Source organism: Runella limosa DSM 17973 (genome assembly GCF_000482465.1).
GTDB lineage: Bacteria > Bacteroidota > Bacteroidia > Cytophagales > Spirosomataceae > Runella > Runella limosa.
In genome coordinates this window covers 247,271-263,265 of sequence record NZ_KI519424.1, presented here as the reverse complement: position 1 = coordinate 263,265, position 15,995 = coordinate 247,271, and the positions used below count along the sequence as shown (strand labels likewise).

Genomic DNA, 15,995 nt, shown 5'->3' with positions numbered 1-15,995 from the left:
CAAAAATAGTCAGTTCATCCCAACTATTTGCCGTTTCCCACAATTCTGGCAAAGAAAAACACTTTTTTAAAGCGTCTTTTGTTACTCATCCATTGTCAAAATTGTAATTTCCCCTTCTAGCTTTATGAACCGATTACCAGCCATTCTCCTGACGATAGGCTTTTTTTTTCTGTTGGATTTGTACGTTTTTCAGGCCGTAAAAACCCTTTCTCGCGCTAGTTCACTAGAAACCCGCCGACTCATTTCAACCATTTATTGGGCAATTCCTGTAGTAAGTTTAGTGATTTGGATTGTCACTCAGTTCATCATTCCGCCCGACTCTCTTTCGAGAACCACGCGCCAACTCATCTGGAGTGCATTGTTGATTCCTTATTTTGCCAAATTTTTTGGCATGTTTTTACTCCTTATCGACGATGTCGTACGTTTTGGAAAATGGGTGGTCAGTCTCTTTCAATCACAGCCACCTACCACACCCGTCGTGGACGCCCCTACGATTCCTCGTTCAGAGTTTTTGATGAAATCGGCCTTGGCCGTGGCGGGTACAACGGTCGCGGGATTTACCTATGGTATCATTTCGGGAGCGCACGATTACCGCATTCGCCGCGTTCGGGTTCCAGTTAAAAACCTGCCAAAAGCTTTTGAAGGAATAAAAATTGCCCAGTTGTCGGACATTCACTCGGGGAGTTTTTTTAACAAAACAGCCGTTCAAGGCGGGGTGGATATGCTAATGGCCGAAAAACCCGATTTGTTTTTCTTTACGGGAGATTTGGTCAATAATACCGCCGATGAAGTAAAAAATTATATTGATATTTTCAAAAAAGTAAAAGCACCATTGGGGCAATTTTCGGTATTGGGAAACCACGATTACGGCGATTATTACCAATGGCCTTCGGTAGAGGCCAAAATAAAAAATCTCAATGATTTGAAAGAGGCGCACCGTTTGTTGGGCTGGGATTTGCTCCTAGACGAACACCGTGCCATTAAAGTGGGTAATGAGCAAATTGGCTTATTGGGGATTCAAAACTGGGGAATGGGCGGTTTTGCCAAATACGGAAGTTTGGAAAAAGCCCACCAACGTACCGACGATTTTCCTGTAAAATTGCTTCTATCGCACGACCCAAGTCACTGGAACGCCCAAGTAACTTCGCAGTTTAAGGACATCGACGTTGCTTTTGCGGGGCACACCCACGGAATGCAATTTGGGGTAGAAGTAGGCGGTTTTCAATGGAGTCCAGTACAGTATCGGTATAAGCAATGGGGAGGTTTATATACCCAAGGAGACCAGCACTTGTACGTAAACCGTGGCTTTGGGTATATTGGGTATCCAGGTCGAGTCGGTATTTTACCCGAAATTACTTTGATGGAATTAGTAAGGGCATAACCAACCTAAATGGTTATTTAATTTCAATGCCTTCTCCCAACTGTAAAACTTTATAAGGCGTCTGATACAGCCGAGCAAAGTGTTCAAATTCACTTGGTTCGGCTGTATTAAATTCAAATAGATGGTAATGGTGAGGAATAACCAGTTTGGCACCAATCTCCTTCCCAAGGCGGGCTGCTTCTTCGGCATTGAGGTTGCCTGCTACTCGCCGCTCAGGCTTGTTGCCGTTGATGGGTAAATACGCCACGTCAACTTGGTAAGGTGAGAGAAGTTCGGCTAATCCATCGAACCAAAGGGTGTCGCCCGAATGATATACCCGATAGGAGCCAAATTCAACCACAAAGCCCATGAATTTACAGCGACCTTGGTCGTCACGCTCAACAGTGTTGTGGGCGGCAGGGATGCCATGAAGTGTAAAGCCTTTTGTTTCAAGACTTTCTCCGTCGTTTATTCCTTTTGGCCAAGCGGTAGAACAGGCTAGCCGTTGGCACACAAATGCCCGATTTGCTTCAGGAATTACCATTTGAATGGATGGATTTCGGCTAAAAAGAGGTAAAAGCGTTTCGGCGTCGAGGTGGTCGGTATGGTTATGCGATGACGTGACGATATCGATACCTTCAAGCAGTTCGGGCGCAATGACACGTTCGCTCATACGAACGTGGGGTTTGTCGGTTTGGGCGTACTTGATGCTTAATGAATCGGACAAATAGGGGTCAAACAATAAATGCTTCCCTTGCCATTGAATCAAAAAACCACTTTGCCCCAGCCACCATGTCCGAAAACCTGAAGGATTTGATTGACTTTTTCTAATATCAGCAAGTAGTGCTTCGTCCTTTTGAAACGCATGAATTAGGGCCATGTTATAACCATTTTCTTTGTTGTACAAAAGCAAAAAAAAGACGAAAAATACCGCCGAAAAATAATCTAATCGCTTATAATTTCGTTTTTTAAGACTTTCGACCGTAATTAGCGTCTTGTTCCCATCTTTATCTATTAACCTTATTAACTACCCATGATACGTTCTGGCTTTTTGGGATTTTTTTTAGTTGCTATTTGTATATCAACTGGTTTTGCACAAGATTATGACCGTTTTACCCTGAACATTGCGGCTGGAAAAAGTTTGTCTGTTCGGGAACTTGCTACCAAAGTTTTTGGGGAAACGCGCGGTGAAATTGCGGGAGACGGTATTGGGGCGCAATTTGTAGCGAGTTATTATCCGACCAAACGTCTTGGGTTAGCGGCCAGGGTTTCTTACAATAAAAACGAAACTAGGGAAGAAGGAATTCAGAAAATTGCGTCAAACCAATACGGCATCGTCAATCCTGTGGTGGTGGAAGCAAAAGAATGGGATGTATTGAGTGCGATGATTGGGCCAACATTGCGCTTAGGGGGTAGCCGTCTTGGATTAGAAGGGCGTCTATTGGTGGGTTATGCCAAGGTAAATAGTCCGATGTTTGTGACAACGGGTGCTTTTCAAAATTATAACATCAACGTAGAAACTTCTAGCCAAATGGCTTCAGACTTAGCATACGGTGCAGGAGCTACGTTTCATATTGGTCTTTTTAGTGGAGTGGCGCTTGTAGTAAATGCCGATGCAAGTTTGATAAGCACAACATTTAAGGGTGTAAATAATAAAGTAACAACCACAGGTTTTCCTCCCGTTACGCAATCGGTGGACATTCAGCAAAATGTAGGGGTCGTCAATGTAACTGGAGGTTTACGATTTGCATTTTAGGGCAAAAATGGAGCTGTCAATGTTAAAAAGAAGGTTATTATGAAACGTGATGACAGTCTATGGAAAGCGATATTAGAAGATGTATTTGATGATTTTCTCCGTTTTTTCTTTGAAAAAGCAGACGAAATATTTGATTTTAGCAGACCTTTTGAGTTTTTAGACAAAGAACTAGAACAACTTTTTCCTGTCAATTCAGATGATTTTTCTCCAAAATATGTCGATAAACTTGTAAAGGTTTTTACAAAAGCTGGGGAAGAACAGTGGGTGTTGGTGCATGTTGAGGTGCAAGGAAGTAGTGATAGGGCGTTTGCCAAAAGAATGTTTCAATATTTTTACCGAATTTACGATAAGTATGATCATCCAATTATCGCTTTCGCAATTCTGACAGACCGTAACAAAAGCTTTCAACCCAGGTATTTTGAAGAAAAATTTATGGGTACCTCGCTCCGCTATGATTTTAACAGGTATAAAATTTTAGAGCAAAATGAGTTAGAACTTGCAAAGAGCAACAACCCGTTTGCAATGGTGGTTCTAACCGCGTTAACGGCGCTAAAAAGCGGTAAAATATCGGAAAGTGAGCTTTTAGAGCAGAAAATAGGGGTGCTTAAACGTTTGGTGTCAAACAACTTTGGAAGAGCTAAGATTGAAGCATTGATGGGCTTTCTAAAATTATACGTACGCTTTGGGAATCCAGAAAATGATATTAAATTTGATTCGTCGCTGGAACAATTATTAGATAAACCAAATAAAACAATGGGAATTGTAGAATTTGTTTTGGACAGGGAACGCCGAATTGGTGAGAAAAGAGGTGAGAAAAGAGGCGAAAAGAAAGGTGAAAAAAAAGCTAGGGAACAAAAATTAACTTTTGTTCGAAACTTAATTACTTCAACTGATTTTGATAATGCTAAAATTGCCGCTTTAGCCGATGTTGCGGTTGAAGTAGTGCAAAAATTACGCTTAGAACTCAACTAAAATTTCATACATTTACGGCATGAATTCTTCAGCCCTATATACGATTTGCTGGTGGCACACTATCCATTCTGGAGAGTGTGAGCAGTCATGGCATTTCCTATAAAAGGGAAAATATACTTTTAAATAAGGAGCCACCTGTTCGCAGGTGGCTTTTTTGTTTTCTGCCCTCGCCACTTTTTTTCTTCTGCCAACCAATTTTTTATATCAATGTCATACCAAGTAAACCAACACGGATTTTATGGCCCTTATGGAGGTGCCTACGTACCCGAAGTTCTGTATCCCAATATCGAGGAACTTCAACAACATTACCAGCATATATTACGCTCGGAACGTTTTCAAAAAGAATATGAAACGCTGCTTTCTCAGTTTGTGGCAAGACCTACACCTTTGTACGAAGCCCGTCGGTTATCGGAAGAAATCGGTGCAAGAATATTCCTAAAACGGGAGGATGTCTGCCATACTGGTTCACACAAATTGAACAATACACTTGGACAAGTGCTATTGGCAAAACAACTGGGCAAAAGAAAAATCATTGCCGAAACAGGGGCGGGTTCGCACGGAGTCGCGACGGCGACGGTGTGTGCGTTGTTGAACTTGGAATGTTGCGTTTATATGGGAGAAGTCGATATGCAACGCCAACACCCAAACGTAGAACGAATGCGCTTATTAGGAGCCACGGTGATTCCAGCCACGTCGGGAAGCAAAACCTTGAAAGATGCCGTCAATGAGGCATTTAGAGCTTGGATAAATGAACCAGAAGATACTTTTTACGTAATTGGCTCGGTGTTTGGCCCTCATCCTTATCCCGACATGGTTGCCAGTTTGCAGTCCGTTATAAGCAAAGAATTGCGTGAGCAAATTCCCGCAATTACGGGGCAGCAACTGCCCGATTATGTCGTTGCCTGCGTGGGCGGTGGGAGCAATGCTATCGGTAGTTTTTACCACTTTTTAGACGAACCTTCGGTGCAACTCATTGCGGCTGAAGCGGCAGGAAAAGGCATCGAAACGGATTATTCGGCGGCGGCTACATTTTTGGGTAAACAAGGAATTTTGCACGGTACTCAGACCCTCTTTATGCAAACGCCCGACGGTCAAGTAAAGGAGGCGCATTCGGTTTCGGCAGGACTGGACTATCCAGGCATTGGGCCACAATTGGCTTATTTACACCACCAAAAACGAGCACAATTTGTGGCAGTAACCGATAAGGATGCACTAGATGCTGCCCTGTTACTTTCAAAAATTGAAGGCATTATACCCGCGCTTGAATCGGCTCATGCCATAGCGGCCTTGCGACAACTTTCGTTTGCACCTACCCAAGTGGTGGTGGTTTGCTTATCAGGCAGGGGTGACAAAGACCTAGAGACTTACATCAATTATCGTTCTACCCAAAATGTGTTCAATTCATGAAAATCAGCAATAGACTCATAACTACATTTCAGTCAAAGCCTTCTTTATTAAGTCTTTACATAACAGCAGGGTTTCCGAAATTGACCGACACGGCAGTGTTGTTGAAAGAACTTCAAAAAGCAAATATTGATTTTGTGGAAGTAGGACTTCCGTTTTCAGATTCTTTGATGGATGGCCCCACGATTCAGCATAGCCACCAAGTTGCCCTTGAAAATGGAATGACATTGGAAGTTTTAATGGAGCAACTTGATTCGGTTCGTTCCGAAATTTCGTATCCATTGGTGTTGATGGGTGCTCTCAATCCTATTTTTCAGTTTGGAGTAGAGCGTTTTTGCGAACGTTGTCACCAAGTTGGCATTGACGGGGTTTTGATTCCAGACCTGACTTTGTCGGAGTATCAGAAGAAGTTCAAGAAATTTTACCAAAAATACCACCTTGCCCCCATTTTTATGGTTACACCTCGTACAAGTGAGGAGCGTTTGCTGGAAATTGACGCCGAAGGGAGTGGCTTTTTGTACGTCATGTCGTCGAGTTCTACAACGGGTGCTGCCAACAAAACGTTGTCAGATAGTAAGGAGTATTTGGAACGGATTCAGGCACTTCCTTTGCAAAATCCCAAGGCAATAGGGTTTAATATATCAACCCGTGAAGAGGTAGAATTTGCGCATCGTTACGGCCAAGGAGCTATTGTTGGCTCGGCATTTATCCGAAGGGTACAACAAACCGATGCCTCAAAGGCGGTAGAAGATTTTGTGAAAGAGCTAAGACTTAATTGAAGCGCATAGGTTTGTGAAGTAAATTAAATCAATTTCTTCCTAACTTTGTTGTATAAATAATGCCAATATTGGTTGAAAAAACAACCTGCGTTTGTGGCTTTTTAGAATTAAGATAATGCTTTCAACCCACGATTTTCTTCAGTTATACGCCAACGACAGCCTCGTTCAAGTTATTGTAAATCAGATTTCAAGCGCCCAGCAGCACGTCCAACTCAAGGGGCTTGCTGGGAGCTTGGATGCTGTCATTGGGGCAGCAGTACATCAAAGCTTGCCTCGATTGGGCCTGTTTGTAGCCAGCGACCGCGAAGAGGCTGCTTATCTACAAAACGACTTGCAAAATTTACTTGGCAAAGAAGTTTTGTATTACCCAACGTCGTACAAACGTCCCTACCACTACGAGGAAATTGAGAATGCCAACGTGCTCATGCGCGCTGAGATTTTGAATAAACTCAACGTGGCTGTACCTGATAATTTTTTGGTGGTGACTTACCCAGAGGCACTGTTTGAAAAAGTAATCAACAAACGGTCGTTGCTTACCAATACCTTTACCGTAAGAGTGGGCGAGCGGTTAGATGCGCAGTTTTTGCGCGAATTTTTGTTGGGTTACGACTTCGAAATAACTGATTTTGTGTTTGAAGCGGGTCAGTTTTCGGTGCGAGGGGGGATTATTGACGTGTTTTCTTACGCCAGTGAATACCCATATCGAATCGAATTGTTTGGGGATGAAGTAGAAAGTATTCGTTCGTTTAACCCCGATTCGCAGTTGTCGGTAGAGGCGGTTAAACACGTCAATATTATCCCTGATATTCAAAATAAATTGACGCTCGAAACCCGTGAATCGTTTTTGAGTTTTCTTCCAACCAATGCCCTTTTGTGGTTTAAAGACGTAGAGTTGACCCTTGAGGTGATTGAAGAATGTTTTGAAAAGGCTGAAAACGCCCTGACTGGCGTCAAAAGTGGTGATATTCAATTGGTATCTGATCCGAACGAGATTTTTGAAACGCGTCGTGGGTTTTTGAACCAAATAAAAACCTTCAAAACGATTGAGTTTGGAAGGCGTTTTTATGGGCCTTTTAGCCCAAAAAGTGAAACAAATAATGCTTCTTTTCGAGAAACATGGGGGGCAAAACCGCAGCCTTCCTTCAACAAAGATTTCAAACGATTGATTGATGATTTGTCCGAACGCCAGCACCAAGGTTATACCAACGTGATTGTGGCGGAATCGGCCAAACAATTGGAACGTTTGGAGAAAATAGTGAATGAGCTTGACCCGTATGTCAAGTTTCGACCCATGAATATTTCGCTTCGAGAGGGGTACATCGACGACCAACTCAAGGTGATTTGTTATACCGACCACCAAATATTTTCACGCTTTCACAAATACCACGTCAAGGAGAAGTTTAGTAAGTCAAAAGCCTTGACATTAAAGGAGTTAAAGTCGCTGAAGACGGGCGATTTTGTAACCCACGTGGACTATGGCATTGGGCGTTTTGCGGGGTTGGAAAAGGTAGATGTGGGAGGGCGAGACCAAGAAGCGATTCGCCTGATTTACCGCGACAATGACATTTTGTTTGTCAGCATCCACAGTTTGCACAAAATCGCGAAATACACAGGAAAAGAAGGCGGCGTAGTGACCATGAGTAAATTGGGCTCGCCAGAGTGGGAAAACAAAAAAACAAAAGTAAAAAGACAACTCAAGGACATTGCGCAGGAGTTGATTGGGCTTTATGCCAAACGCCGAAATGCCCAAGGTTTTGCTTTTACCAAAGATACGTACTTACAAGCCGAACTGGAATCGTCGTTTTTGTACGAGGATACGCCCGATCAAGCCAAGTCAACGGCGGATGTGAAAGAGGACATGGAAAAACCGCACCCGATGGATCGATTAGTCTGCGGTGATGTGGGTTTTGGGAAAACAGAAGTAGCCATTCGGGCGGCTTTTAAGGCCGTAACGGACAGCAAACAAGTGGCAGTGTTGGTGCCGACGACGATTTTGGCCATGCAACATTACAAAACGTTCAGCGAACGTTTGGCCGATTTTCCTGCGCGGGTTGAGTACATCAACCGCTTCAAATCGGAAAAACAAATCAAGGAGATTTTGAAGGAGGTAGAAGCGGGAAGAGTGGATATTTTGATAGGCACGCACCGCATTGTCAATAAAGACATCAAGTTCAAAGATTTGGGCTTGTTGATTATTGATGAAGAACAAAAATTTGGGGTAAAGGTCAAAGACCGCTTGAAAGAAATGCGGGTCAATATCGACGTGCTGACCCTGACGGCAACCCCCATTCCGCGAACGCTTCACTTTTCGCTCATGGGCGCCCGCGACTTGTCGGTGATTGCGACGCCGCCACCAAACCGTCAGCCTGTAACAACTGAGGTACAGGTGTTTAGCGAAATATTTATCCGCGATGCTGTGAGTTATGAGCTTAACCGTGGCGGGCAGGTTTTCTTTGTCCACAATCGTGTCAACGACATTGAGTCTATTGCCAACTTGATTTTACGCTTGGTACCAGAGGCCCGTATTGGGGTTGCACACGGCCAAATGGAAGGGGATAAACTGGAGAAAGTGATGATGCGCTTCATCGAGGGTGAATACGATATTTTAGTAAGTACCAACATCATTGAGTCAGGTATTGATATACCAAATGCGAATACCATCATCATCAATTCTGCCCATTATTTTGGAATGTCGGATCTTCACCAAATGCGGGGTAGGGTAGGACGTTCCAACCGAAAAGCATTTTGTTATTTGTTGACGCCGCCCATTTCACACTTGACCACCGATGCCCGCAAACGACTTCAAACGTTGGAAGAGTTTTCGGAGCTAGGAGACGGCTTCAAAGTGTCAATGCGTGACCTTGATATTCGGGGGGCAGGAAATTTATTGGGAGCCGAGCAAAGCGGTTTTGTCAATGACCTTGGGTATGAGATGTACCACAAGATTTTGGACGAAGCCGTGCAAGAATTAAAACAAACTACGTTCAAGGATTTGTTTGATTTGGGCGAGGCGGTACAAGCCATTCAGGTCGATTGCCAGATTGAAACCGACTTGTCGATTTTGATTCCAGATTATTACGTAAAAAATATTTCTGAACGTTTGTCGTTATATACTCGTCTGGACAACCTCAAGAGTGAAGAAGAATTGAGCGCTTTTGGTGATGAGGTTGCAGACCGCTTCGGTCCTTTACCTGAGGAAGTAACGTGGTTGATTGAGATGGTGAGAATCAGGTGGATGGCCGAAGCGCTTTTTATGGATAAGTTGACCCTCAAAAATAATACGCTCAAAGGCTATATTATTTCAACTGGCAACGATTCGTTTTTCCAGTCTCCAAAATTTGGGCATATCCTCAGTCATATCCAACGCAATCCCAAGCGTTTTGCGCTCAAAGACCTTAAAAACAAATTGCTTCTTACTTGCTCCGACGTTAGGAGCTTGCCTGAGCTACGCAAGGTCTTGGAAGAACTGACGGTGAAGTAAGTGGGTAGTTCTTCGTTTTTTATTAGTTTTGCCCCTTTCCTAACCTTCTTGACTCTTTTGTTATGCCCCAAACGTTACGTGTGATTTTACTGTTGCTTCTTGCGACAACTACGCTCTTTGCCCAAAAGAAAAAACGAAGATCGTCTTCTCGAAAAAAGAAGGCGCCAGTGACCGTAGTTAGCCAAGGAATTTTTCCGTTGAAAGTCAGTAAAAATGGCCGTTATCTTACCGACAAACACAATCGCCCCTTTTTGCTAAATGCAGATGCGGGCTGGAATCTTCTTTCTAAACTTAAAATGGAAGAGGCAAAAGTGTATTTGTCGGCCCGTAATGCGCAGCAGTTCAATGCTGTTTTTGTCCAACTGCTCCCAACCGAACCCGACGATGCAAATGCGTACGGTCAGTTTCCATTTGCGTCCAAAGGCGACTTTTCTAACCCAAACGAAAAGTATTTTCAATACGTAGAGGAGGTTGTTCGTTATGCGTCTCATTTGCAAATTGTGGTGGCGCTTGCACCCGCTTGGTTGGGGTGTTGTAAAACGAATTGGGATGAGGTGCAGCGAAAGAACGGCACCGACAAATGCCGCTCGTATGGTGCTTATTTGGGAAAGCGATTTAATAAATTTTCAAATATACTCTGGGTCATGGGCGGCGACCGTGACCCGCAACAGGAAGAAATAGTGCAGCGGGCAATGGCTGAGGGCATCAAAGCCGAAGCGCCGCATCACCTGATGACCTACCACGCGGCAAGCTCACATTCCAGTACAGATGTGGCAGGAAAGGAAGCGTGGCTGGATTTTAGCATGATATATACGTATTTTCGAGGAAAGACGGGTGCTTGGACGATGGAAATGCCCCAGGTTTATGAAGCCTCATTGAGCGAACATAACAAAAACCCCAGAAAGGTATTCATTTTAGGTGAATCACAGTATGAGGATGAAAAAGATGGAAATGCCCAAGTGATTCGTCGGCAGGCGTATTGGTCGCTTTTAAGTGGTGGAAGTGGGCACTGTTATGGAAGTTCTCTAGCTGATTTTGGGGACGACTGGCGGCAAAAAATCCAACTGCGAGGCGCACAGGATATGGAGTTGTATTTTAAAATTTTTAGCGGATTGCCGTGGTACTTGTTTCGACCCGATACCACCGATGAGGTTTTGGTAGAAGGGCGGGGCACGTACGGAAATGATGATTATAGTGTGGTATCGGTATTGCCTAACAACCGCATGGCGGCCATTTATATACCCACAAGTAGGACATTAAAAGTGAATGTTGGTAAAATAAATGGTACAAATATTCGTGCTTTATGGATTAACCCTCAGACCAACAAACGGTTCATTGGTGGCTATTTTAAACCGCAGGGAATCAGGGAACTTACGCCTCCTACGCTGGACGAAGATTGGCTACTGTTGCTAGGCAATGTAGGTCGAAAGTAAATCTGCCAAATCTGTACCAGAAGGTGTTTTTGGAACGATTTTTGCTTATTTTTACCGAATAATAAACACATAAAATAGAACTTACTTCATCGCCGTAATGACCAAGATAACTTGTTGGTTGTACTGTTTTTTTGGTTTTGTGGGTCTTTGCCGCGCACAAGAGGTGCAGTGGGCTAGTAAGTTACAGGGTTTTTCTTCTGAATATATCAAAGAGTCAACGGGTAAAGAATACAGGGCTGTGCAAGTGTTGGGGTATCCCAATTCGATACCTCCTTTTGGCGAAACCGCCTGTGCTTGGTCGCCTTACAATGCCGATTCAAACGTTGAAGAATGGATTAAAGTTGGTTTTGACTCACCACAAAAAGCACGCCAAATCGTCATTGTTGAAAATTTTAATCAGGGTTGTATTACCAAAGTTTTTGCTTACGATGCGGCTGGAAAAGAGGTGTCGGTGCTCGACAATGGGATGCCTGTTTTGTCGGATGTAGGTCGCGTGTTATCGCTCAATATGCCTGACACGACGTTTGTAGTTAGTTCGATTAAAGTCGTTTTGAATCCGATTCGGGTAAAAGGTTACAATCAGATTGACGCCATCGGCCTAAACGCCTCTTCTAAACCTTTTGAGCTTAAAATCAATGTTTATAAAGACGCGCCGAAGGAAATCATCAAGGAAAATTTGGGCATGGGGGTTAATTCTAAAGCCCAAGAAGTAGCGCCCGTGATTTCCCCCGACGGGAAAACGATATTTTTTACGCGTGGGAAGTTTGAAAAAAATGTTGGAGGGTCTGAAAATCAAGATGTATGGTTCTCCACCCGCCAAGGTGAACTCTGGGGGGAAGCCCAGAATATGGGAAGTCCAATTAACAATGCCGACAATAATGCCATCGTAAGTATTTCTCCCGACGGAAAGACGTTATACCTGATGAACGTCTATCGCCCCGATGGAACGATGACTTTTGGTTTGTCTAAGTCAACTCGTTCTAAATCAGGCTGGAATATGCCTGTGGAGTGTAAAATTGAAGATATTTACAACCTTGATAAACGCAACAACACTGAGTTTGCACTTTCCCCCAAAGGAAATGTATTGGTCATGTCGGTTAAGCGACAAGATACCAACGGCGACCGTGATTTGTACGTGTCATTTTTAAAGAGCGATGGCACCTGGAGCAAGCCCCTCAACATGGGAAGCGTCATTAACACAGCCGACGTAGAAAGTGCGCCTTTTATAGCTACCGATAACAAAACGCTTTATTTTACCTCGTACGGCCATGCAGGCTACGGAGGAGGTGACATTTTTATCACGCGCCGATTAGACGAAAGCTGGACGAAATGGTCGCAGCCCGAAAACCTTGGCCCAGCCATCAATACACCTCAATGGGACGGTTTTTTGAGTATCCCTGCTTCGGGTGATTATGCTTACGTCAGCTCGATGCAAAATTCCATGGGGGGGGAGGATATTTTTCGTTTTAAGGTATATTCTGCCATTCGCCCCGAACCCGTAGCCATGATTTCGGGGAGTGTGTTGGATGCTGATACGAAAAAACCTGTAACAACGGAAGTGGTGACAAACTTAATGAAGGACAATTCTAACGTGTCGAAAGTTGAGTACGACCCCGAAACGGGTGAATACAAAATTTTACTCCCCGTGCAGGAATCGTATCGACTGAGCGCGGTGAAAGATGGCTTTTTTCCGTTGGACGAAATCGTTGATCTTTCCAAAGACAAACGATACCGCGACATCAAACGGAATATTTTATTAGTCCCCATCAAAGAAGGAAAGAAGATTACGCTCAATACAGTGGTGTTTGAGCAAAGTAAATTTGAGCTTGTCCCACAGTCACTACCCGATTTGGACCGTATCGCCGAAATGATGAATAAGTACAGCAACATGGAAATTTTGGTAGAAGGTCATACCGACAACCAAGGCGATTTTAACCTCAATATGGAGCTGTCGGATAACCGAGTGAAAGAGGTAAAAAAGTATTTAATTGGAAAAGGTATTGCCGAGACGCGTATCCAGATTAAAGGTTGGGGCTCCACTAAACCCGTCGCCAGTAACGAAATAGAAGAAACCCGCAAGAGAAACCGCCGCGTAGAATTTACAATACTGAAGGTTTGAGGGAGAGCCTGAGTGTCGAGTGCAGAGGGTAGAATGTCGAATAAAATACGGCTATTTTTGCTTTTATACTCGTCCCGACTTCCAGTCGGGACGGACACGGTTTAGCGTCTCTGACGCTTTTTTCGTTTAAAAACACGATATTCGTACTTCATTCAACCGTAATAGTTCTTCATGTCTCAGCCACCCAAGCGTGAATTAAAAGAGTATGTAGCCATTGGCCACACCGAAGCCGAAAATCACTTCCGAACCCAACAGTCGCAGGCCCAACAACCCTCCAATTCTTCCGATACTACCCGAACATTGACAGAGTTTTTGTGGTACAATGTCTTTGGTTTTGCTTATCATTACCTTAAAAGTCGTTTTGGTAAACGCCATCCCTACCAAAGCTATCCCCAAGGAGAGGACAACGGTATTTTTCAAATGGAAAATCAAAAGGGCGTAACCCAGCTCGCACTGCTTTCGGATTGGGCGTCTGATACTCCCGAATCAGACGCAGTTGGGGCGGTGGTAGCCTCGCACTCGCCCGATTATTCGATTCATTTGGGTGATATTTATTTTGTCGGTACGCCCAGCGAAGTAGCCGCCAATTTTACCAGCCCCAAGGCTTCGTGGCCGCGCGGCAAATGGGGCAGTTTGGCCTTGTCGGGAAACCACGAAATGTATTCCAACGGTGATGCTTTTTTTAAATATTTACTTCCCACGATGGGGGTTCGAGAAGGGGATTCGGTGCGGATTCAGAAAGCTGGCTTTTTTTGTTTGGAAAATGACCACTGGCGTGTTATTGGACTGGATACGGGCTACACCTCGGTCGAACGTCCGTTTTTAGAAGTGCTTTCTCCGCCCGATTGTCATTTACGAAAAGAACAACTCTCGTGGCTTCGCGAACAAGTGCAATTAGGAAACTCCGCCGATCAGCGTGGCTTGGTATTTTTGAGTCATCATCCACCTTTTTCTTCGTTTCGTAAGTCGTTTCCTGAGCCCGCCAAGCAGCTTTCCCAACTTTTGGGCGATGCCGTGCGTCCTGTAATATGGATATGGGGACACGAACACCGAATGGTGGTATATCATCCTAAACAACTCACTAACTTGCCTATTTATGGTCGGTGCATTGGGAATGGAGGAATGCCTTCAGAAATTGATGAACCGAAAAATAACAAAGAGGCGATTGCCTTTTATGATCAACGAAAACGTACTACTTTACGGCGTATTGACGTCGGTTTCAACGGATTTTCCTGGCTAACTTTCGACCAACAACATCTTTCAATTGAGTATCGTGATATTAATGATACGTTGGTTTACAGGGAGTTAGTTCGGGTTGAGGAAGGTAAGTTTGAGTTTTTGCCAATCAATTAAAAACTAGAAAACGTATGGAAAAATTAAGCTACATTGGACTCATTGGCATCGGGTTGCTGGTGGGTTGTCAATCTGGCGTTGATGTAAATGAACCTCCTGCGGGTGCACCTACGTTCAGCGGAGAAGGTTATCGCCCGATTTATGCTTCTGAAAATGAGGTAAACCAAGTAACAACCGAATCGCCGCAGCCGCTGAAAAAACCTGGCAAAATCTACGTACGAGGAAATTATTTGTTCATCAACGAACAAGGAAAAGGGATTCATTTGATAGACAACGCTGATCCACGAAACCCTAAAAAGATGTCGTTCATCAAGATTTGGGGGAATGTTGACATGGCGGTAAAAGGCAACTTTTTGTATGCCGACAGTGGCCCTGATTTTGTGGTGCTCAACATTGCAGATCCTACGCAAGTGAAGGTAGAAAAACGAATTAAAAATGCGTTTCCGTTGCCTGCTTATCCTCCTTATAACCAAACCTATTTTGAGTGTGTAGAAGCGTCAAAAGGTATTGTGGTGGGTTGGGAAAAAGTAAAAATGAATCGTCCTAAATGTTTTCGTTAAGCAATCGTTATGAAAAATTTTACACTAGCTACCCTTTGTGCGCTCTGTTTTGCATTGGCTCTTGGCTGTGCAACCGACAAAAGTGCTGACGTAAACCCCAACAGCCAAACGGGTACGGGCGGCTCGATGGCGCGATTTGCCATTGTGGGAGATGTGCTTTATTGCGTATTGCCTGATAAGCTTCAGGTTTATAATATTGCTACTCCAACCAATCCTGTGTCGGCAAAAACTATCCCTTTAACAGTAGGTTTGGAAACGATTTTTCCCTACAAAAATGCCCTTTTTATAGGTGCCAATGCTGGAATGTACATTTTTGATAACCAGCAGCCCGACTCACCTGTGTTGTTGTCGAGTTATTTTCACGTTCAAAGTTGCGACCCCGTCGTTGTTCAGGGAAATTATGCCTACGTTACGCTTCGCGGAGGCTCGGGCTGCCGACGAATGGCAACCGCAAGTACCTTGGATGTGGTTGACGTCACTGATTTGAAAAGCCCAAGGTTAATCAATTCTCAAACGATGGAATCACCATATGGTTTGGGCGTAAGTGGCGAACAGCTGTTTGTTTGCGAGGGAGATCGGGGTATGAAAATTTTTGACATCAAGGATCCTAAACAACCTCAATTAAAACACGTCATAGGAGACATTAAAGCTTACGATGTGATACCAACGAGCAAAAGTTTAATTGTGACGGGCGACGGCGGCTTGGTTCAATACGGCCTGCAAGATGGTGGTAAGCTGGAGGTATTGAGCAAATTAGCCATTGAACCCTAACACGCAC

12 protein-coding genes are annotated in these 15,995 nt (G+C 44.0%); 11 read left to right on the top strand and 1 reads right to left on the bottom strand.

Annotation, left to right across the window (positions count from 1 at the left end):
* Positions 1 to 124: 124 nt before the first annotated feature.
* Positions 125 to 1,381, top strand: a complete 1,257-nt coding sequence (locus K339_RS0122815) for a metallophosphoesterase (RefSeq protein ID WP_028525679.1) — start codon at positions 125 to 127, stop codon at positions 1,379 to 1,381.
* 13 nt (positions 1,382 to 1,394) lie between these two features.
* Here K339_RS0122815 and K339_RS0122810 read toward each other — a convergent pair whose 3' ends face one another.
* Positions 1,395 to 2,240, bottom strand: a complete 846-nt coding sequence (locus K339_RS0122810; protein WP_028525678.1) for an MBL fold metallo-hydrolase — start codon at positions 2,238 to 2,240, stop codon at positions 1,395 to 1,397.
* Between the two features lie 153 nt (positions 2,241 to 2,393).
* Between K339_RS0122810 and K339_RS0122805 the strand changes: the two genes are divergently transcribed.
* The 10 genes from K339_RS0122805 (at position 2,394) to K339_RS0122760 (ending at position 15,988) form a co-directional block, all read left to right on the top strand.
* Positions 2,394 to 3,116, top strand: coding sequence for a hypothetical protein (locus K339_RS0122805; protein WP_028525677.1), 723 nt, complete (start codon positions 2,394 to 2,396; stop codon positions 3,114 to 3,116).
* A 39-nt stretch (positions 3,117 to 3,155) separates the two neighbouring features.
* Positions 3,156 to 4,088 (top strand): Rpn family recombination-promoting nuclease/putative transposase, encoded by a 933-nt coding sequence (locus K339_RS0122800; RefSeq protein ID WP_028525676.1) that lies wholly within the window; start codon positions 3,156 to 3,158, stop codon positions 4,086 to 4,088.
* A 207-nt stretch (positions 4,089 to 4,295) separates the two neighbouring features.
* Positions 4,296 to 5,495, top strand: a complete 1,200-nt coding sequence (gene trpB / locus K339_RS0122795; RefSeq protein WP_028525675.1) for a tryptophan synthase subunit beta — start codon at positions 4,296 to 4,298, stop codon at positions 5,493 to 5,495.
* Complete coding sequence (trpA, locus tag K339_RS0122790) at positions 5,492 to 6,271, top strand: tryptophan synthase subunit alpha (protein WP_064751006.1); 780 nt, start codon at positions 5,492 to 5,494, stop codon at positions 6,269 to 6,271. The genes trpB and trpA overlap by 4 nt, the downstream gene beginning before the upstream one ends.
* 115 nt (positions 6,272 to 6,386) lie before the next feature.
* Positions 6,387 to 9,752 (top strand): transcription-repair coupling factor, encoded by a 3,366-nt coding sequence (gene mfd / locus K339_RS0122785; protein ID WP_028525673.1) that lies wholly within the window; start codon positions 6,387 to 6,389, stop codon positions 9,750 to 9,752.
* A gap of 167 nt (positions 9,753 to 9,919) precedes the next feature.
* Complete coding sequence (locus tag K339_RS0122780; RefSeq protein ID WP_211243833.1) at positions 9,920 to 11,185, top strand: glycoside hydrolase family 140 protein; 1,266 nt, start codon at positions 9,920 to 9,922, stop codon at positions 11,183 to 11,185.
* Positions 11,186 to 11,282: 97 nt separating this feature from the next.
* Positions 11,283 to 13,304 (top strand): OmpA family protein, encoded by a 2,022-nt coding sequence (locus K339_RS0122775; protein WP_037301617.1) that lies wholly within the window; start codon positions 11,283 to 11,285, stop codon positions 13,302 to 13,304.
* Between the two features lie 171 nt (positions 13,305 to 13,475).
* On the top strand, positions 13,476 to 14,657 hold the full coding sequence (locus tag K339_RS0122770) for a metallophosphoesterase family protein (protein ID WP_028525670.1): 1,182 nt from the start codon (positions 13,476 to 13,478) through the stop codon (positions 14,655 to 14,657).
* A 14-nt stretch (positions 14,658 to 14,671) separates the two neighbouring features.
* Positions 14,672 to 15,217 (top strand): LVIVD repeat-containing protein, encoded by a 546-nt coding sequence (locus K339_RS0122765; RefSeq protein ID WP_028525669.1) that lies wholly within the window; start codon positions 14,672 to 14,674, stop codon positions 15,215 to 15,217.
* A 9-nt stretch (positions 15,218 to 15,226) separates the two neighbouring features.
* Positions 15,227 to 15,988 (top strand): LVIVD repeat-containing protein, encoded by a 762-nt coding sequence (locus tag K339_RS0122760; RefSeq protein WP_028525668.1) that lies wholly within the window; start codon positions 15,227 to 15,229, stop codon positions 15,986 to 15,988.
* Positions 15,989 to 15,995: the final 7 nt, after the last annotated feature.